Genomic DNA, 17,391 nt, shown 5'->3' with positions numbered 1-17,391 from the left:
TCAGAGGGCCTGCTCGATGGCCCGACGAATGATGTCCTGGACGCTCATGCCGTCGGCACGTGCGGCGAAGGTGACGGCCATCCGGTGCTGCAGGATCGGCAGAGCGAGGGCTTCGACATCGTCGAGCGAGGGGGCAAGGCGACCGTCGAGAAGGGCGCGAGCACGAACCGTCACCATCAGCGCCTGACTGGCGCGCGGGCCCGGCCCCCAGGCGATGCGGTCGGCCATTTCGGGCTGGGCTTCGTCCGGCCGTACGGAACGCACGAGTTTCAGGATCGCATCGATGATGCCGTCGCCGACCGGCATGCGCCGCACCAGCGATTGGATCGCCATCAATTGCTCGGCGTCGAGGACGGTCTCCGTCACCGCGTTGTGGGCGCCGGTCGTCTCAAGCAGCATCCGCCTTTCCGACTGAAGATCGGGATAGAGGATGTCGATCTGCATCAAAAAACGGTCGAGCTGGGCTTCGGGAAGCGGGTAGGTGCCTTCCTGCTCCAGCGGGTTCTGTGTCGCGAGCACATGGAAAGGTTGCGGCAGGTCGTGGCGTTGCCCCGCGATCGTCACATGCTGCTCCTGCATGGCCTGCAGAAGCGCCGATTGCGTGCGCGGGCTGGCGCGGTTGATTTCATCGGCCATGAGGAGCTGAGCGAAGATCGGGCCGCGGATGAAACGAAAGGCGCGCCGTCCGTCACCACTTTCTTCCAGAACTTCCGCGCCAAGAATATCGGAGGGCATCAGATCTGGCGTGAACTGAATGCGCCGGGCATGGAGCCCAAGCACGGTGCCGAGCGTTTCCACGAGCTTGGTCTTGGCGAGGCCCGGCACGCCGACGAGAACGCCATGTCCGCCCGACAGAAGCGTGATGAGGGCCCGCTCGACCACGACGTCCTGACCATAAATCACCCGGCCGATCGCCTCGCGCACCTGACCGAGCAGGTCGACGGTCTTTTCCGCCTCGCGGACGATCTCGTCCGGATTGGTTTCTGGCTGCGTCATTGCACTCATTAGGCCTGATCCGTGGTTGCCGGTTGCCGCATCTGCCCCACACCTTCGTTTTCATGGCCGATTGTGTCATGCCGGGGGCGAAAAGATCTCAGCCTTTACAGATTAAGAGATGGACCGGAACGGGGCGATGGAAAGAGGAACAAAGAAAGGTGAACTGCCGCCGGGCCTCGCCGAGCTCATGCGCCGCGCTGGTGAAGGAGCTGCTGCGCGTCCGGTGGAAAAGTGGGATCCGCCCCATTGCGGTGTCATCGACATGCACATCGCCGCGGATGGAACCTGGTTCTATATGGGCACACCCATTACGCGGCCGGCGCTCGTCCGTCTTTTCGCCTCGGTGCTGAGACGGGAGCCGGACGGCGAATACGTGCTCGTGACACCCGTGGAGAAGGTCGGCATCCATGTCGATGATGCGCCCTTTCTGGCTGTCGAAATGGCTGTGGACGGAGAGGCGGATGAGCGAAGGCTCACCTTCCGAACCAATGTCGACGATGTCGTCACGGCCGATGCCGCGCATCCCATCCGATTCGCCATCGAGCCGCAGACGCTCGGCGTGAAGCCCTATGTGACCGTTCGGGCGGGGCTGGAGGCGCTTCTCACCCGCGCGCTCACGCACGACCTCGTCGATCTGGCGCAGGAGCGAGAAGGCGCGCTTGGCCTTATATCCGCCGGGACGTTCTTCTCACTGCCGGAACTCCCCGAAGACGGCGCAGGATGACTTTTGTGAAGGAAACGATTCCCTATACGGCGGACGAATTTCGCCGGCGTGCCGAAAACGCCTTCGCGACGGAGGCCCATGCCCCGCGCGAATATGGCGACCACAGCATCAATCCTGAGCTTGCGGCCATGTTCGCAGCGATGAAGCGGCGCGATGCGGCGGTCCTCGTCCCCGTCGTCGATTACCCGGGCGAAGCGCGTGTGATCCTGACCCAGCGCACGGAACGCTTGAGCAGCCATGCCGGGCAGGTCGCCTTTCCCGGCGGCAAGATCGATCCTGGCGAGACGGCCGAGGAAGCGGCGCTCCGCGAGGCGGAAGAGGAGATCGGCCTGCGGCCTTCGGCCGTCGAAGTGGTCCTGCGCGCGCCGGATTATCTGACAGCCTCCGGCTTTCGCATTGCTCCGGTTTTGGCGGTCGTGAAACCCGGCCAGCCGCTCAGTCTCAACCCGCATGAGGTGGCGGCGGCCTTCGAGACGCCGCTCGCCTTTCTGATGGATTCAAGCAACCACCGTAAGAAGAGCCGCATCTGGCAAGGCCGCGCGCGCTACTTTTTCGAAATGCCCTGGCACGACCGATACATCTGGGGCGTTACGGCCGGCATCATCAGGATGCTCGCCGACGAGCTTTATGGAGAGAAGATTTGAAACTGCCGAGCCTTGCCGGCCATCCCTTTCTCGACGCGCCGACGCTGAAGCGGGTGATGTATGCTTTGAAGAGCGAGGAGGGGGCGACGCGCATCGTCGGGGGTGCCGTGCGCAACGCGCTTCTGGGCGAGCCCGTCGGCGACATCGACATGGCGACGGTTCTGCTGCCCGAAGACGTCGTGACAGCGGCAGAAGACGCGGGGCTGAAAAGCGTGCCGACCGGCATCGAGCACGGCACGGTGACGGTAATCGCCGAAGGCCACCCTTTCGAAGTGACGACGCTGCGGGCCGATGTGGAGACCGACGGCCGCCATGCGGTCGTGCGCTTCACGGATGACTGGACTGAAGACGCAGGTCGACGCGATTTCACGCTGAACGCGCTTTACTGCGATGCGAGCGGCCACGTCTTCGACCCGCTCGGCGGCTATCCCGACCTTGCCGCGCGCAATATCCGCTTCGTCGGTGACCCCGAAGAGCGCATCCGCGAGGATTATCTGCGCATCCTGCGGTTTTTTCGCTTTTTTGCCTGGTATGGCGACGGGCGGCCGGATGCCGAAGGGCTGAAAGCCTCTTCGAGATTGAAGGCCGGCATTGCCGTGCTGTCGGCCGAGCGGGTCTGGTCGGAACTGAAAAGGCTGCTCGCCGCGCCCGACCCTTCGCGCGCCCTGCGCTGGATGCGCATCACCGGAACGCTCGACAAGGCGCTTCCGGAAAATTGGGGCATCGATGCGATCGAGCGGGTGGTCGCCGCCGAACGGGCCGAGGAGATCCCGCCCGATCCACTCCTGAGGCTTATGGCGATCATCCCGCCGCACCGCTCGCGCATTGATCAGCTGGCAAGCCGTCTGCGTCTGGCGCGAAAGGAAACGGAGCGCCTGGTCTCCTGGGCCGAGACGCCGGAGCCGGAGAGCGAGCTTTCTGAAGCGCTGCTGGCGCGCCGAGCGTATTCTGCGGGCCGCCGCGCGCTCACAGATCGGCTGTTTTTGGCGCTCGCCCGTGACCGGGAGAAGGGGGACGAGAGGGCAGCCGCCGCGCGCAAGCGCCAGCTCGCCTTCGTGCGCGATTATGAGCGGCCGACATTTCCGCTAACTGGCAAGGATCTGCTGGCCGCAGGCCATCAACCGGGCCCGGAGCTCGGCAAACTTCTCAACGAGTTGGAAGAGCGCTGGCTAGAGGTCGATTTCGCGATCACGCGCGAGGAGCTTTTGGCGCTGGCTCGCCGGCAATAATGCCCACAGCGGCACCGCATTCGGCCATGCGGTGCCGGGCCTCTCTAAGGTTTTGTTCGGGAAGGGTCGTCGTGCGGGACGATTATTCGTCGTGCACCTTGGCTTTGACCTTTTCCACCATCTTCGGCGTCATCTCCATGCCAGGATGGGCACTGCGCACATGCTCGGAGACCTTCTGCAGAAGCTCCGCTTCCGTTTCAGCGCGGGCCTTGTAGGTGCAGCCGGGAACGAGTTCCCCACAGGTGATCGTCTTCATGGCTTCCTCCTTGCCTTGATGACATCGGACTTGCTGCCGACGCACTCTTCAATGTGAGCGATCGTTCGGCGGATTCAATGCCGCAAGACGTGCCTATGGTCGCATCTCGTCATCAAATGGCAGATCGCTGGAGGCAGAAGACATCGCCTGAAAGCAGCGTGAGGGGTCCTTACGGCCACCGGACCTCGGGTGGCATCGAAGACAGGATGGAGGCGACGTTGCCTCCCGTCTTGAGCCCGAAAATCGTGCCACGGTCGTAGAGCAGATTGAATTCGACATAACGTCCCCGGCGAACGAGCTGCTCCTCGCGCTCGGCCTCGCTCCAGGGGGTCGCAAAATTGCGTTCCACGAGCTTGGGATAAATGTCGGCGAAGGCTTGGCCCACCGTCTGCACGAACTGAAAGTCCGTTCGCCAGCCGGGCTCGCTGCCGCTGCCGGAATTCAGGTAATCGAAGAAAATGCCGCCGATGCCGCGCGCTTCGTCGCGGTGGGGAAGGTAGAAGTAATCGTCGCACCACGTCTTGAGACGCGGATAATCGACTTCTGTGTGGCTCCGGCAGGCGACTTCCATGGCGGCGTGAAAATCGCGGCTGTCTGGATCATCCTGGCTGCGCCGTGCGGCGAGGACCGGCGTCAGATCGGCACCGCCGCCGAACCATTGGCGGCTCGTCACCACCATGCGCGTGTTCATATGCGCCGCTGGCACATGCGGGTTGCGCGGATGCACGATCAAAGAAATGCCGGACGCCCAGAAACGCGGATCTTCATCGGCGCCGGGGATCTGCCCGCGAAACTCCGGCGCGAATTCCCCGAAGACGGTCGAGCAATGGACGCCGGCCTTTTCGAAGACGCGTCCGTGCATCACCGACATGACACCGCCACCTCCGGCCGCACCGGAATGGTCGCTCCGATCCCACGGCGTGCGCACGAAGCGGCCGGCGGGTGCCTCGGCCGCGGCGTCGGCCGGCACGGCATCTTCCAGGGCTTCGAGCCGACTGCAAATCGTGTCGCGAAGGGCCTCGAACCAGGCGCGGGCTTCTGCCTTTTTGGCATCGATGTCGTCCGGCACGCTGAGAGCGTCGAGATCCGGCCGGTAAAGGTGCATGTTGCGGCTCATTGTCTCGCGCTTAAAGCATGGCTTTGATCGCGGCAACCGAACTGCGTGGCTCGAGTTCCTTCTGGCAACGAGAAGATATGGAGATTGCCATGTACGAAAGCGATCTTGGCGGGCTCGGCCCGAGAGACCGAGACATGCAGGAAACGCTGGCGGAGCGCTGGGGCTGGCTCGTGGCCTTCGGCGCGATCGCTTTGATTGGTGGCCTCTTGGGCTTCATCGCGATCGTCACGGCGACGGTCGCCAGCGTCTATCTCATCGGCATCATGATGCTTCTCTCCGGCTTTGCCGAGGTGGCCCATGGCATCCAGTCGCGCCGCTGGTCGCGCTTCTTCCTGTGGATCCTGATCGGCGCGCTCTATGTCGTTGCCGCTGCGATGATTTTCGTGGCGCCGCTGTTTGCGGCGGTGATCCTGACCTGGCTTCTCGGCGTGGTGCTGATCTTCGCGGGCGGTGTGCGCACCTTCCTAGCCTTCTCGATGCGCCCGCAGCGGCGATGGGGATACGTTCTCGCCTCCGGACTTCTCACTATCTTGATCGGCGTCGTTATTCTGATCGGCTGGCCGGCCTCCAGCCTTTGGGCCCTCGGCATCTTCCTCGCCGTCGATCTGATCGTGATCGGCTCGGCCTGGATCGCCATGGGGCTTGCTCTGCGAGATGTCGCGCATCCACGTTCGGGCAGCATATGAACGCCGCCTGCGATTCGTCTGATTCGCAGAAGACTGCGCGCTGCGCTATATTGAGATCGGGCGTGGCCGAAGATCGGCGCCCCGGAGGTTGGCGCGATGAACGGCGACTTCTCGCATAGACGCAGCGCAAGGCAATCAGCACCCGAAGGCCTCGATATCTGGCGGCGCGAGACCTTCGTTCTGCCGCGGCCGCGGGCGCGAGAACGCGCCCGCGAATTCCTGCAGCGCTTTCCGCGCGAAGCCTATCAGAGCGAAGTCGAAAGCTGGCGCGAGCTGGACAATGGCGACATCGAGTTCACCATGCGCCGGCTGCCGACCGCCGATTGACCGGATCCTTCACGTGAGAGTGGCGCGAGGGAAACCTAATTGGACGCGGGAAGGTTGCCGGTCTGCCTCAGCGCTTCAAACAGCGCGATCGAGGCGGCATTGGCGACGTTGAGCGAGCGCGTCGTAGGCCGGATCGGCAGGCGCAGGAGCCGATCGACCCGGTCGCGGACATCGCTCGGCAGTCCCGCCGATTCCCGTCCGAGAAGCAGGATGTCGTCGGCGGTGAACGCGAAATCCGGCAGGCTCTCGCGTCCATGTGTCGTGAGCGCGACGAGGCGCCGGCCGGCTTCTCGCCTCCACCTCTCGAAAGCCGCAAAATCGTCGTGCTCGCAAAGAGCCGCGAGCTCTACGTAATCCATCCCCGCACGCTTCAGATTTCTGTCGGCGAGCACGAAGCCCGCAGGATGGATGATGTGGACGGTCGTGCCGAAACACGCGCCGAGCCGAAGGATTGCCCCGGCATTTTGCGGAATGTCGGGTTGGAAGAGCGCGATATCGATCATGGCTGTGCGGCTAGGCGTTTGCGGATGGGCTCTGGGGACGGAAGGCGAAGCGTGGCAAGAAGAAGCACGTCTTCTCGCCATCGCAAAGCCGCGCCATATAGGCACCCATGTTTCGTTTCTTCGAGCGCCTGATCGATCCTCTCAGGCCTGAACCCGCCCAGCCTCCGGCAACGACGATGGCGTTCATCTGGCATTACGCCCGCCAGATGGGCTGGCCGCTGGCCGCATTGCTGGCGACGGGGCTCGGCTCCGCCGTGACCGATGCCGTGGTTTTTTCCTTTATCGGCAGGCTCGTGGATATGATCGGCAGCGCGAACCGGGAGACGTTCTGGTCCGACCATGGCCTGACCTTGCTGGGGATGGCGTTCGTGGTGCTCGTCCTGCGACCCGCCTTCGTCACCGCAAACAGCCTGCTGAGCGAGCAGAGCGTGGCGCCGAATTTCGCCAATCTCGTGCGGTGGCAGAGCTACCGACACGTTCTGCGCCAGAGCGTTTCCTTCTTCGCCAACGATTTTGCCGGGCGCATCGCCAACAAGGTCATGCAGACGGGGATCTCGCTTGCGGATTTCGTCACCGGGCTGGCGGAGACGCTTTGGACCGTATTGGTCTTCGCCATCACCGCTCTCGTCCTCCTGGGGCAGGCCGATCTTCGTCTGATGCTGCCCGTCATCGTGTGGCTCGGCGGGTACGTCGTTCTCGCTTACGTGATGATCCCGCGGCTGCGTGGGGCCGCAAAGCGCGTTTCCAACCAGCGCTCCATCGTCAATGGCCGCATCGTCGACAGCTATACGAATATCCAGACCGTCAAGCTCTTCGCCGAAGCGGAGACGGAGGAAAGCTTCGTTCGCCAGGCGATCGGCACCTTCGTGGAGCGCTTGCGGATCCTGACACGTCAGGTGACGACCATCCGCGCCGTTCTCACTGTGCTGAATGCGGGTCTTGTCGTTGCGATTGCCGTGACGTCGCTCTGGCTCTGGCAGAATAGTGCCATCACGGCGGGCGCGATCGCCACCGGGCTTGCGCTGGCGACTCGCCTGTCCACGATGGCCGGCTGGGTGATGTTCCAGCTGTCCGCATTGTTCCGGCATATCGGCATCGTCCAGGATGGGCTGGAGACGATCTCCCGACCCCACGAGGTGCTCGACAAGCCGGACGCCAGAGATCTCGCCGTCAGCGGGGGAGGCATCAGCTTCGAGCACATTCGCTTTCATTACGGTCGCGGCGGTGGCGTGATGGAGGATCTGTCGTTGCATGTGCGTCCGGGCGAGCGCTTGGGCCTCGTGGGTGTGTCGGGGGCCGGCAAATCGACTTTGGTGAGCCTTCTCCTGCGCTTTTACGACCTCGAAGGCGGGCGCATCCTCATCGACGGGCAGGACATCTCGGAGGTGACCCAGGCCTCGCTGCGGGCCGCGATAGGTGTCGTCACGCAGGATACGGCTCTTCTGCATCGTTCGGTGCGCGACAACATCGTCTACGGACGCCCGGATGCAGACGAAGATCAGTACGAAGAGGCGGCGCGCGCCGCCGAAGCGGCCGAATTCATCGACAATCTTTCCGATCATCGCGGCCGCTCCGGTTACGACGCTCTCGTCGGCGAGCGCGGCGTGAAACTGTCGGGCGGTCAGCGCCAGCGTATCGCGATCGCGCGTGTCCTGCTCAAGGATGCTCCGATCCTGGTTCTCGACGAGGCGACCTCGGCGCTCGATTCGGAAGCCGAGGCCGCGATTCAGGAAAATCTTGAGCGGTTGATGCAAGGCAAGACCGTAATCGCCATCGCCCACCGTTTGTCGACGATTGCTGCTATGGATCGTCTTGTCGTCCTTGATCGCGGGGAGATTGTCGAAGCCGGGACGCACCAGACATTGCTCCAAAAAAACGGTGTCTATGCAAAGCTATGGGAACGCCAGTCCGGTGGTTTCTTGGCGCCGCGTGAGATCAGCCTCGACGTTGCTTGACGCAAAAGTGGAGGATGAGGCGCGACATTGTGGCGTGTTCGTCTAAGCGTCACTGGACAAGCCTTGGGCAAGGGTGACAAATGAAACCAGGGGCGCTAAGAGGCCGCGCGCTTGGTCTTCGCTGGGAGCTGCGTGGAGCAAGCGGAGTCGGCTGGCTATCGCGTCTTCGCGCTCTTCCAGTCGCAAATGGCCGTCCGACCTGCGAGGGTAGAATTCGTGTCCGCTAATACATATCCGACTACCGTTCCTGATTCCGCCGCTGCGCCAGATCCGCACAGCAGTGAACCGTCGAGGCGAGACTTTTTCGTCATCGCCACGGGCGCTGCCGCGGTCGTGGCCGTAGCTGGGTTGGCATGGCCGTTCATCGACCAGATGAACCCGGATGCCTCCGCCTTGGCGCTCGCCTCGATCGATGTCGACATCTCGGCCATGGAGCCGGGGCAGTCGATCACGGTGATGTGGCGCGGCAAGCCTGTCTTCATCCGTTACCGCACTCCCGAAGAGGTGGAAGCGGCGAAGAATACGCCGCTTTCCGAGCTCAAGGATCCCATCGCGCGCAACGACAATCTCGACGGTAACGCGCCGGCGACCGATGAAAATCGCGCCGCACCGGGCCGTGAAGAGTTTCTGGTGATGGTCGGCATCTGCACCCATCTCGGCTGCGTCCCGATGGGCGAGGCGGGTGATTACAACGGCTGGTTCTGCCCCTGCCACGGCTCGGTCTACGACACGGCCGGGCGCATTCGTCATGGGCCAGCGCCGGAGAACATGTTGATCCCCACCACGGCCTTCAGCGACGACAACACAATCACGATCGGCTGAGCGGCGGAGAACGAGAATGCAGGGTACATCCGAATACCAACCGCGCACCAGCGTTGAACGCTGGATCGATTCGCGCATGCCGCTGCCGCGGCTCATGTACGATTCCTTTATCGCTTATCCGATCCCGCGGAACCTCAACTATTCCTACGCCTTCGGCGCGATCCTGAGCCTCGTGCTCGTGGTTCAGATCCTCACCGGCGTGGTGCTGGCGATGCACTATGCCGCCAATTCCGCGATCGCCTTCAATTCCGTCGAGCAGATCATGCGCGACGTGAACTACGGCTGGCTGTTGCGCTACATGCATGCCAACGGATCGTCGATGTTCTTCATCGCGGTCTACATCCACATGTTCCGCGGCCTTTATTACGGTTCCTACAAGGCGCCGCGCGAAATCCAGTGGATCCTGGGCGTCATCCTCTTCCTCCTGATGATGGCGACGGCCTTCATGGGTTACGTGCTTCCTTGGGGCCAGATGAGCTTCTGGGGCGCCACCGTCATCACCAACCTGTTCTCGGCCATTCCGCTGGTCGGCGAAGGCATCACCCATTGGCTGTGGGGCGGCTTCGCGGTCGGCAATCCGACGCTGAACCGCTTCTTCTCGCTGCATTATCTGCTGCCGTTCATGATCGTCGGCGTGGTCATTCTCCACGTCTGGGCGTTCCATGTGACCGGCCAGACGAACCCGACGGGCGTCGAGCCGAAGTCACGCAGCGACGTGGTGCCGTTCACGCCGCATGCGACCATGAAGGACGCCGTGGCGATGGTCGCCTTCGCGCTGTTCTTCGCGTGGTTCTTGTTCTACCTGCCGAACTATCTCGGACATCCGGACAATTACACGCTGGCCAACCCGCTGGTGACGCCTCCGCACATCGTGCCGGAATGGTACTTCCTGCCGTTCTACGCGATCTTGCGGGCCATCCCGTCCAAGCTCGGCGGAGTGATCGCGATGTTCGCTTCGATCATCGTGCTCTTCTTCCTGCCGTGGCTGGACAGGTCGAAGGTGCTTTCGGCAGCGTATCGTCCGCTCTATCGCATCTTCTTCTGGATCTTCGTGGCCGACGTCATCTGCCTTGGCTATTTCGGTGCGAAGCCGCCGGAAGGCTGGTACGTGATGGCTACGCAGCTCCTGACGGCCTACTACTTCGTCCATTTCCTCATCATCTTCCCGCTGCTGGGGTACATCGAGAAGCCGAGGCCTCGCCCGACTTCCATCACCGAGGCTGTGCTTTCCAAGCATAAGAGCGGGGGTGGCGGGACGCCGGCCGAAGCGGCGGCCTCCCCGGAACGACGCGGCTGATGCGAGACGGAACTGCGACAAACATCATGACGACAATGCTTAAATCCATAACGCGTCTTTCGGCAGCTGGCGTTCTCGTTCTGGCCGGACTGTCCGTGGCGACAGCCCAGCAAGACGCTCCGGCGGCTCCGGAGGCTGAACCTGAAGAATCTGCTCTGCCGCATTTTCCGCTCGAAGAGCCGGAAGAGATGGAGTGGAGCTTCGCCGGGCCCTTCGGCAAATTCGATCAGCAGCAGCTGCAGCGCGGCTTCCAGGTTTACCGGGAAGTCTGCTCGGCCTGCCACTCGATGAAGCTGGTGCCGTTCCGTGCTCTCGGCTGGGAGGGCGGCCCCCACTTCTCCGAAGAGGAGGTGGAAGCGCTCGCGGCCGAATATCAGATCCAGGACGGTCCGGACGACACGGGTGAGATGTTCGAGCGGCCGGGCCGGCCGTCGGACTATTTCCCGTCTCCGTTCCCGAACGACGAGGCGGCCCGCTACGCCAATGGCGGCGCTGTCCCGCCGGATATGTCCGTGCTGGCCAAGGCACGCGGCGTGGAACGCGGCTTTCCGCAATTCCTGATCGATATTTTCACCACGTATCAGGAGGGCGGGCCTGACTACATCCACGCACTTCTGACGGGCTATGAGGACGAAGCGCCTGAGGGCGTGACGGTACTCCCGGGGCAGTACTACAATCCGCATTACATGTACGCTGCCGCCCTGGCGATGCCGCCCCCCTTGTTCGACGATCTGATCGAGTATGCGCAGAACCAGGACGACGATCCGAACAACGACGTTCCGCAGACGGTGGACCAGTATTCTCGCGACGTCGCTGCGTTCCTGATGTGGGCGGCGGAGCCGCACATGGAGGCCCGCAAGTCGATGGGCTTCACCGTGATCGCCTTCCTGCTCGTCTTCTTGGGGCTCGTCTACTATGTGAAGCGCAAGGTCTGGTCGAACGTGGAGCACTGATCTCCGCTCACTCCGACCCGACGTTTTCGATGGCCGCGGCTCGTCCGCGGCCATTCCTTTTTGAGCGCATGCGAGACCCGTGCTTGGGTCTATGGTGTCAATTGCCGGCGCCGCGCGGCAGCCTTTGTCCGGCGGCAAGATGCCCATCTGGCCGTCGCGGCTATCCGGTGCTAAGCCACTGGCCGTTCGCGCAAAAGCGGACGAAAGCTGAGGCAGCTGGGGCGAGGGATGAACAGCCTGATCGACAAGCTCGAGAGCACCATCCGGACAATTCCGGATTATCCGAAGCCGGGAATTGCGTTTCGCGACATCACCACCCTTTTGGGGGATGCGCGCGCCTTTCGGCGGGCGGTCGATGAACTGGTTCAGCCCTGGGCCGGCTCCAAGATCGACAAGGTCGCCGGCATCGAGGCCCGCGGCTTCATCCTGGGTGGCGCCGTCGCGCACCAGCTGTCCGCCGGCTTCGTGCCGATCCGCAAAAAGGGCAAGCTGCCTTACGACACGGTGCGCATCGCCTACAGCCTCGAATACGGGCTGGACGAAATGGAGATCCACAAGGACGCGATTCGTCCGCAGGAAAAGGTGATCCTCGTCGACGATCTCATCGCGACGGGTGGCTCGGCGGATGCGGCCATCCGACTGATGCAGCAGATCGGAGCCGATGTGATCGCCGCAGTCTTCGTCATCGATCTGCCGGATCTCGGCGGGGCGGCCAAGTTGGAAAAGCTTGGGGTGCCCGTGCGCACGCTTGTGAGCTTCGCTGGCGACTGACGGTGAGTATCGGAGGGATTGGGCGCCTGAGGTCTATCGCGCGTCTGAGGGCCTCTCACGCCGTACGAAGACCTTGCCGATGAAGGTATAGGCGAGCGCTCCGTCTTGCTTGTGGGCCTCATTGCGCATGACGACGAGCCCCCATTCCGGACGCGACGCGCTTTCCTTCTTGGCGATGACCTCGGTCGTGTAGGTGAGGGTGTCGCCGGCAAAAACGGGCTGCACCCATTTGAGGGCTTCAAATCCCGGGGAAGGACCGGCATTGCGCTGATCGAAGTCATTCCCGCGCTCGGCCTCTTCCTTGGAATAGGCGATCCACAGTTTCATGAAGATCGCGGCCGTGTGCCATCCGGAGGCGGCGAGGCGGCCGAAGGGCCCGTTTTGTGCACCTTCTTCGCTGAGATGGAAATCCTGCGGATCGAAGGCTTCTGCGAAACGGACGATCTCCTCGTTCGTGAAATGATACGAGCCGAGCACGATGCGCTCGCCGATCTGGATTGCTTCGAACGTCTTCATGCCGCCGTCTCGCGGAGCCGGAAGGCGATGGGGTTGGTCATCGTCAGGACGAGCTGATCGTTCTGGTTGGCGACCCGGTGTTCGAAACGCACCACGCCGAGATGGGGGCGGCTTGCGGAGGTACGCTTTTCGAGGACGAGCGAGACGCCGGTGAGGCGATCGCCGGGGCGCACGGGCTTCAGCCAGCGCGCCTCCTCGATGCCGGACGAGCCCATCGAGGCAGCGTCTTTCAGCCAGCCATCGTACATCATGCGCATGAACATCGCCGAGCTGTGCCAGCCCGATGCGGCGAGACCCCCGAGCATGCTTGATGCCGCGGCGGCTTCGTCGAGATGGAATGGCTGGGGATCGAACTCCGCCGCAAAGGCGATGATCGCCTCGCGGCTCACGGCATAGGGCGCAAGCGGCAGCTCAAGGCCGGGATGAAAATCCTCGAAATGCAACATGCCCCATTCTTAGGGTCGGCAAAAATTCCTGTCGAGGCGTTCAGGCCCAAAGGTTCAGGCCCGCAGGTTCAGGCCCAAAAGGTTCAGGCGTTGAACTTGAAGAGGAGCACGTCGCCGTCTTCGACGACGTATTCCTTGCCTTCGTCGCGCGCCCGACCCGCCTCCTTGGCGGCCGTCTCTCCGCCGAGCTCGATGAAGTCATCGTATTTGATGGTCTGCGCACGAATGAAGCCGCGTTCGAAATCGGAGTGGATCGTGCCTGCGGCCTGCGGAGCCCGCGAGCCGCGCCGGATCGTCCAAGCGCGCGCTTCCTTCGGCCCGGCGGTGAAGAACGTGATCAGATCCAGAAGCTCGTAGCCGGCGCGGATAAGCCGGTCGAGGCCCGGCTCCTCGAGGCCAAGATCGGCGAGATAATCGGCCTGTTCTTCAGCATCGAGCTGGGCGATTTCCGCTTCGATCGAGGCGGAGATGACGACGCAGGCGGCCCCTTCGGCGGCGGCACGCTCGGCGACACGAGCGGAATGTGCGTTGCCTGTGGCGGCTTCGTCTTCCGCCACGTTGCAGACGTAGAGGACGGGCTTGGACGTCAATAGCCCGAGCGTGCGCAGGATCGCTCGATCCTCGTCGGAAAGTTCGGCGCGGATCGTGCGCACCATGCGGCCTTCCTGGAGGGCCGCGAGCGCCTTTTCCATAACCGGCAGAAAGGCGAGCGCTTCCTTGTCTTTGGCCGTTGCCTTCTTGCGCATCGCCACGACACGGCGTTCAAGGCTTTCGAGATCGGCAAGCATCAGCTCGGTTTCGACCGTCTCCGCGTCGGCTACGGGATCGATGCGGCCTTCCACATGGGTGACATCGCCGTCTTCGAAGCAACGCAAGACATGCGCGATGGCATCGACTTCGCGGATGTTGGCGAGAAACTGGTTGCCGAGGCCTTCGCCCTTGGAGGCCCCGCGCACGAGGCCGGCAATATCGACGAAGGTGAGGCGGGTCGGCACCGTTTGGGCGGATTTCGAGATCTCCGCAATGCGCTTGAGGCGCGGATCGGGGACCGCGACTTCACCGGTGTTCGGTTCGATCGTGCAGAAGGGATAATTCGCAGCCTGCGCCGCGGCCGTCTTGGTGAGCGCGTTGAACAAGGTGGACTTGCCGACATTGGGCAGCCCGACAATGCCGCATTTGAAACCCATGGCGATGCCTGTTCGAAAGTTGGTGTGAGGGGGAGGGGGCGATTAGGAATCGCGCCGGAAGAGCCTTTTGAGCCCATCGGCAAGCGGTCCTGATCGGCTTTCTCCCGAGGCGCGCGAACTGGCTGGGGCCGGAGGCAGAGGGACCTCCTCGGCGGCGCGTTGCGCCGAGCCGTTGCTCGCCAGATGCACGCGGTTCATGAAATTGGCTTCATCGCCCTCTGCCAGAAGACCGACATTTTCCGCAATCGCGCGCAAGAGCGGCTCGCGCCAGGCTTCGTCTTCCTTTGCGAAGTCGTGGAGGACATGGGCGTTGACCAGTTCCTTGGCGCCCGGATGGCCGATCCCGATGCGCATGCGGCGGTAGGATTTTCCGATATGCGCGTCGAGCGATTTGAGACCGTTGTGACCGCCATGGCCGCCGCCCGTCTTGAGACGAAGCTTGCCCGGCGCCAGATCCAAATCATCGTGGATGACGAGCACGTCTTCTGGCTTCAGCTTGTAGAAGCGCATGGCGTCTCCGGCCGAGCGGCCGGATTCGTTCATAAAGGTCGCCGGTTTGACGATAACGACCTTCTCGTCGCCGATCTGACCCTCGGCGGCTTCCCCCTGGAAACGCGCGCGCCAGTTCGAAAAACGATGATGGCGGTGGATTTCGTCCACCGCCATGAAGCCGATATTGTGCCGATGATGAGCGTACCGGCGACCAGGATTGCCGAGACCGACGATCAACAGCATCGTCCGACCTCCCTTGGTCGAGAGGGGGAGGATTACTCCTCCGTCTCCTCTTCCTCGTCACCTTCGCCTTCGACCTCGGGCTCTTCACCCTCGGCCTCTTCTTCACTCTCTTCGCTGACGAGCGACGCCGGAGCGGCGATCGTGGCGACGGTGAAGTCGCGGTCGGTGATGGTCGGCGTCACGCCCTCAGGCAGGGCGATGTTGGAGATGTGGACGCTGTCGCCGATTTCGAGGCCGGCGAGATCGGCCACCAGATTTTCCGGAATCTGATCGGCCGGCACATGCACCTCGACGGTGTGGCGCACGACATTGAGGACGCCGCCGCGGGTGAGGCCCGGAGCTTCTTCCTCGTTGATGAAGTGCACCGGCAGTTCCAGGGTCAGCGTCGTGCCGCGCGAAACGCGTAGAAAGTCCACATGCATCAGGAAGCCGCGAACGGGATCGAGCTGATAATCCTTCGGGATCACGCGCACCTTGTCGCCATCAACGTTGATGGTTGCGACGGTGGTGAGAAAGCCGCCGGCATGCAGCTTCAAATTCAGTTCTTTGTAGTTCAGCGCGATCGGTGTGGCGGGCTTCTTGTCGCCGTAAATGACGGCTGGGACTTTACCCTCGCGGCGCACGGCACGTGCGGCCCCCTTGCCGCTCCGTTCGCGCACCTCAGCTGTGAGCTCGTAAGTGTGGCTCATTGGTGCACTCCTAGGTTTAAGAAGAGAAAGAGCCGCATGGCGCGGCTCCTAGTACGCCCGGCCTCCAAGGGTGCCGGCACGTGGGCGCGCTTATAGGCGAGGCCTGTGTAAAAGGCAATGCTGGCGGGACGGTGCAGAGAGGTCAGAGAATGACGGCCCCCACGCCCGCTGCCGCGATCACAACGGTCCACGCTGGCACACGCGGCACAAGAAGGGCCAGAAATGCGCTCGTGGCGACCGCAAAGCTGTCGAGCGAGTTCACCCCCGCCGTGAAGACCGGATCGTAAAGCGCGGCGGCGAGGATGCCGACCACGGCGGCGTTGACGCCGGCCAGAGCGCGACGGGCGCCCGGCGCGTGTTGAAGTTCGCGCCAGAAGGGGAGTGCTGCGACCACGAGAAGCGCGCCCGGCAGGAAAATCGCCAACAGGGCGACGAGGCCACCGACGGCTCCGGCGAGAGGCGTTTGCGCGAGCGATCCAAGATAGGCCGAGAAGGCAAAGAGCGGTCCAGGCAGCGCCTGGGCGGCGCCATACCCGGCGAGGAACGCGTCGCGAGAGACGAGGCCCGGATCGACGACCTCGGTCTCCAGAAGAGGCAGGACGACGTGGCCGCCGCCGAAGACGAGGGCGCCGGCGTGATAAAAATGGGCCGCAAGCCCGATCCCGGTCGGGCTTCCACGCAGCATGAACGCCACGAAAAGCAGCAGGACGAAGATGCCGAAAGCCGCAACGCCGAGACGCCGCCCGACTTTTGTGTCGATGGCGGCTTCGGCTTCGCGTGTCTCCACCGCTTTGTTCGGGATGAAGAAGAGGCCGAGAAGTGCGCCAATAAGAATGGCGCCAAGCTGTGTCCACGGCGTGTGCATGCCAAGAACGAGCGCTGCGCACCCGGCCGCCATGGTGAGGCGGCGGAGATCTGGCGTCAGCTTCCTTGCCATGCCGAGGAGCGCAAGAGCCACAACGGCAACGGCCGCAGCTTTGAGGCCGGCGATCCAGCCCGATCCGATGAGTGGAGATAGAAAGCCGAAAGCTTCGGCGAAGCCGTACATGAGGAGGGCTGAGGGCAGCGTGAAGCCGACAAAGGCGGCCAGCATACCGAGATAGCCCGCGCGCATCAGGCCGATCGCCATCCCGACCTGGCTGGAGGCCGGGCCAGGGAGAAACTGGCAAAGCGCAATCAAATCGGCATAAGCTGCGTCGCTCAACCAGCCGCGCTTCTTGACGAAGGCCTCGTGATAATAGCCGAGATGCGCGACAGGTCCGCCGAACGAGGTGAGGCCGCGCACCAGAAAGACCTTGAAGACCTCAATGGCGCTGCCCTCGATCTTGACCGTTTCGTCTTGCATCGCGCCCCCCGGATTTCGTGCCAGCGGTATCTCGTCAATATGACAGCCGCTTCAAGGCGTGCCGTGTCGTCTCGAGGGGAGTCGAACCGGCTTGACAATTTGTCGAGGGAACCACGAAGTGCGTGCGGGGTCGCGGCATTTCGCCGCTACCGATGCTTCGCCGCCATAGGCTCCCGCAATGCGCAAGTTCGGG

The 17,391-nt window shown here is 63.1% G+C and carries 20 protein-coding genes; 10 read left to right on the top strand and 10 right to left on the bottom strand.

The features are described 5' to 3' along the window. On the bottom strand, positions 1-1,005 hold the full coding sequence (locus NYQ83_RS02970; RefSeq protein ID WP_128293784.1) for an AAA family ATPase: 1,005 nt from the start codon (positions 1,003-1,005) through the stop codon (positions 1-3). A 127-nt stretch (positions 1,006-1,132) separates the two neighbouring features. Here NYQ83_RS02970 and NYQ83_RS02965 point away from each other — a divergent pair, with 127 nt between their 5' ends. Genes NYQ83_RS02965 through NYQ83_RS02955 form a run of 3 tightly spaced genes read left to right on the top strand, consistent with a single transcriptional unit; the run spans position 1,133 to position 3,593 of the window. Then, a complete protein-coding gene (locus NYQ83_RS02965; protein ID WP_409976946.1) occupies positions 1,133-1,720 on the top strand; it encodes a DUF1285 domain-containing protein in 588 nt (195 codons plus the stop codon). Positions 1,721-1,725: 5 nt separating this feature from the next. Beyond that, positions 1,726-2,364, top strand: coding sequence for an NUDIX hydrolase (locus NYQ83_RS02960; RefSeq protein WP_261212265.1), 639 nt, complete (start codon positions 1,726-1,728; stop codon positions 2,362-2,364). After that, a complete protein-coding gene (locus NYQ83_RS02955) occupies positions 2,361-3,593 on the top strand; it encodes a CCA tRNA nucleotidyltransferase (protein ID WP_261212264.1) in 1,233 nt (410 codons plus the stop codon). The genes NYQ83_RS02960 and NYQ83_RS02955 overlap by 4 nt, the downstream gene beginning before the upstream one ends. 82 nt (positions 3,594-3,675) lie before the next feature. Here the strand turns inward: NYQ83_RS02955 and NYQ83_RS02950 are convergent, their stop codons facing one another. After that, on the bottom strand, positions 3,676-3,849 hold the full coding sequence (locus tag NYQ83_RS02950) for a DUF1059 domain-containing protein (RefSeq protein ID WP_164879688.1): 174 nt from the start codon (positions 3,847-3,849) through the stop codon (positions 3,676-3,678). A gap of 169 nt (positions 3,850-4,018) precedes the next feature. After that, positions 4,019-4,954, bottom strand: a complete 936-nt coding sequence (hemF, locus tag NYQ83_RS02945; protein ID WP_409976975.1) for an oxygen-dependent coproporphyrinogen oxidase — start codon at positions 4,952-4,954, stop codon at positions 4,019-4,021. Positions 4,955-5,055: 101 nt separating this feature from the next. Between hemF and NYQ83_RS02940 the strand changes: the two genes are divergently transcribed. Together NYQ83_RS02940 and NYQ83_RS02935 are read left to right on the top strand one after the other, a co-directional pair. Next, a complete protein-coding gene (locus NYQ83_RS02940) occupies positions 5,056-5,652 on the top strand; it encodes an HdeD family acid-resistance protein (protein ID WP_261212260.1) in 597 nt (198 codons plus the stop codon). Between the two features lie 96 nt (positions 5,653-5,748). Further along, complete coding sequence (locus NYQ83_RS02935) at positions 5,749-5,979, top strand: hypothetical protein (RefSeq protein ID WP_128293788.1); 231 nt, start codon at positions 5,749-5,751, stop codon at positions 5,977-5,979. Positions 5,980-6,014: 35 nt separating this feature from the next. Here NYQ83_RS02935 and NYQ83_RS02930 read toward each other — a convergent pair whose 3' ends face one another. Beyond that, entirely contained in the window at positions 6,015-6,479 is a 465-nt protein-coding gene (locus tag NYQ83_RS02930) for a tRNA (cytidine(34)-2'-O)-methyltransferase (RefSeq protein ID WP_261213906.1), read from the bottom strand. Between the two features lie 110 nt (positions 6,480-6,589). Between NYQ83_RS02930 and NYQ83_RS02925 the strand changes: the two genes are divergently transcribed. The 5 genes from NYQ83_RS02925 to NYQ83_RS02905 all read left to right on the top strand — a co-directional run bounded on the left by NYQ83_RS02925 (position 6,590) and on the right by NYQ83_RS02905 (position 12,280). Then, positions 6,590-8,437, top strand: coding sequence for an ABC transporter ATP-binding protein (locus NYQ83_RS02925; RefSeq protein ID WP_261212250.1), 1,848 nt, complete (start codon positions 6,590-6,592; stop codon positions 8,435-8,437). Positions 8,438-8,653: 216 nt separating this feature from the next. Further along, positions 8,654-9,259, top strand: coding sequence for a ubiquinol-cytochrome c reductase iron-sulfur subunit (gene petA, locus NYQ83_RS02920; protein WP_261212248.1), 606 nt, complete (start codon positions 8,654-8,656; stop codon positions 9,257-9,259). A gap of 16 nt (positions 9,260-9,275) precedes the next feature. After that, positions 9,276-10,556 (top strand): cytochrome b, encoded by a 1,281-nt coding sequence (locus tag NYQ83_RS02915; protein ID WP_261212247.1) that lies wholly within the window; start codon positions 9,276-9,278, stop codon positions 10,554-10,556. A 35-nt stretch (positions 10,557-10,591) separates the two neighbouring features. Next, positions 10,592-11,509, top strand: a complete 918-nt coding sequence (locus tag NYQ83_RS02910; protein WP_261213904.1) for a cytochrome c1 — start codon at positions 10,592-10,594, stop codon at positions 11,507-11,509. Between the two features lie 228 nt (positions 11,510-11,737). After that, positions 11,738-12,280 (top strand): adenine phosphoribosyltransferase, encoded by a 543-nt coding sequence (locus NYQ83_RS02905; RefSeq protein WP_261212245.1) that lies wholly within the window; start codon positions 11,738-11,740, stop codon positions 12,278-12,280. 33 nt (positions 12,281-12,313) lie between these two features. On the opposite strand, the gene NYQ83_RS02900 is transcribed toward NYQ83_RS02905, so the two are convergent. The 6 genes from NYQ83_RS02900 to chrA form a co-directional block, all read right to left on the bottom strand. Then, a complete protein-coding gene (locus NYQ83_RS02900; protein WP_261212243.1) occupies positions 12,314-12,796 on the bottom strand; it encodes a MaoC family dehydratase in 483 nt (160 codons plus the stop codon). Beyond that, positions 12,793-13,242 carry a MaoC family dehydratase gene (locus NYQ83_RS02895; protein ID WP_261212240.1) on the bottom strand — a complete coding sequence of 150 codons (450 nt, stop codon included), beginning with the start codon at positions 13,240-13,242 and terminating at the stop codon, positions 12,793-12,795. Before NYQ83_RS02895 ends, NYQ83_RS02900 begins: the two co-directional genes overlap by 4 nt. Before the next feature lie 83 nt (positions 13,243-13,325). Further along, on the bottom strand, positions 13,326-14,429 hold the full coding sequence (ychF, locus tag NYQ83_RS02890; protein WP_261212239.1) for a redox-regulated ATPase YchF: 1,104 nt from the start codon (positions 14,427-14,429) through the stop codon (positions 13,326-13,328). 42 nt (positions 14,430-14,471) lie between these two features. Beyond that, complete coding sequence (gene pth / locus NYQ83_RS02885; protein WP_261212237.1) at positions 14,472-15,164, bottom strand: aminoacyl-tRNA hydrolase; 693 nt, start codon at positions 15,162-15,164, stop codon at positions 14,472-14,474. Positions 15,165-15,196: 32 nt separating this feature from the next. Next, a complete protein-coding gene (locus tag NYQ83_RS02880) occupies positions 15,197-15,853 on the bottom strand; it encodes a 50S ribosomal protein L25/general stress protein Ctc (RefSeq protein ID WP_092815241.1) in 657 nt (218 codons plus the stop codon). 142 nt (positions 15,854-15,995) lie between these two features. Beyond that, positions 15,996-17,198: a chromate efflux transporter gene (chrA, locus tag NYQ83_RS02875; RefSeq protein ID WP_261212231.1), complete on the bottom strand. Its 1,203-nt coding sequence runs from the start codon at positions 17,196-17,198 to the stop codon at positions 15,996-15,998. Between the last annotated feature and the right edge of the window lie 193 nt (positions 17,199-17,391).

The sequence above is a fragment of the Afifella sp. JA880 genome, assembly GCF_025379905.1.
Classification (GTDB): Bacteria; Pseudomonadota; Alphaproteobacteria; order Rhizobiales; family Afifellaceae; genus Afifella; species Afifella aestuarii.
Note: the sequence above shows the minus strand (reverse complement) of the source record. Positions and strands in the feature narration are given on the sequence as shown.

Bases quoted from the DNA above. Each gene is read 5' to 3' on its own strand.
- NYQ83_RS02900 (WP_261212243.1), bottom strand. From the start codon at position 12,796: ATGAAGACGTTCGAAGCAATCCAGATCGGCGAGCGCATCGTGCTCGGC.
- chrA (WP_261212231.1), bottom strand. From the start codon at position 17,198: ATGCAAGACGAAACGGTCAAGATCGAGGGCAGCGCCATTGAGGTCTTC.
- NYQ83_RS02950 (WP_164879688.1), bottom strand. From the start codon at position 3,849: ATGAAGACGATCACCTGTGGGGAACTCGTTCCCGGCTGCACCTACAAG.
- NYQ83_RS02905 (WP_261212245.1), top strand. From the start codon at position 11,738: ATGAACAGCCTGATCGACAAGCTCGAGAGCACCATCCGGACAATTCCG.
- NYQ83_RS02935 (WP_128293788.1), top strand. From the start codon at position 5,749: ATGAACGGCGACTTCTCGCATAGACGCAGCGCAAGGCAATCAGCACCC.
- NYQ83_RS02910 (WP_261213904.1), top strand. From the start codon at position 10,592: ATGCTTAAATCCATAACGCGTCTTTCGGCAGCTGGCGTTCTCGTTCTG.
- pth (WP_261212237.1), bottom strand. From the start codon at position 15,164: ATGCTGTTGATCGTCGGTCTCGGCAATCCTGGTCGCCGGTACGCTCAT.
- NYQ83_RS02940 (WP_261212260.1), top strand. From the start codon at position 5,056: ATGTACGAAAGCGATCTTGGCGGGCTCGGCCCGAGAGACCGAGACATG.
- ychF (WP_261212239.1), bottom strand. From the start codon at position 14,429: ATGGGTTTCAAATGCGGCATTGTCGGGCTGCCCAATGTCGGCAAGTCC.
- NYQ83_RS02880 (WP_092815241.1), bottom strand. From the start codon at position 15,853: ATGAGCCACACTTACGAGCTCACAGCTGAGGTGCGCGAACGGAGCGGC.
- hemF (WP_409976975.1), bottom strand. From the start codon at position 4,954: ATGCACCTTTACCGGCCGGATCTCGACGCTCTCAGCGTGCCGGACGAC.
- NYQ83_RS02895 (WP_261212240.1), bottom strand. From the start codon at position 13,242: ATGTTGCATTTCGAGGATTTTCATCCCGGCCTTGAGCTGCCGCTTGCG.
- NYQ83_RS02970 (WP_128293784.1), bottom strand. From the start codon at position 1,005: ATGAGTGCAATGACGCAGCCAGAAACCAATCCGGACGAGATCGTCCGC.
- NYQ83_RS02965 (WP_409976946.1), top strand. From the start codon at position 1,133: ATGGAAAGAGGAACAAAGAAAGGTGAACTGCCGCCGGGCCTCGCCGAG.
- NYQ83_RS02915 (WP_261212247.1), top strand. From the start codon at position 9,276: ATGCAGGGTACATCCGAATACCAACCGCGCACCAGCGTTGAACGCTGG.
- NYQ83_RS02925 (WP_261212250.1), top strand. From the start codon at position 6,590: ATGTTTCGTTTCTTCGAGCGCCTGATCGATCCTCTCAGGCCTGAACCC.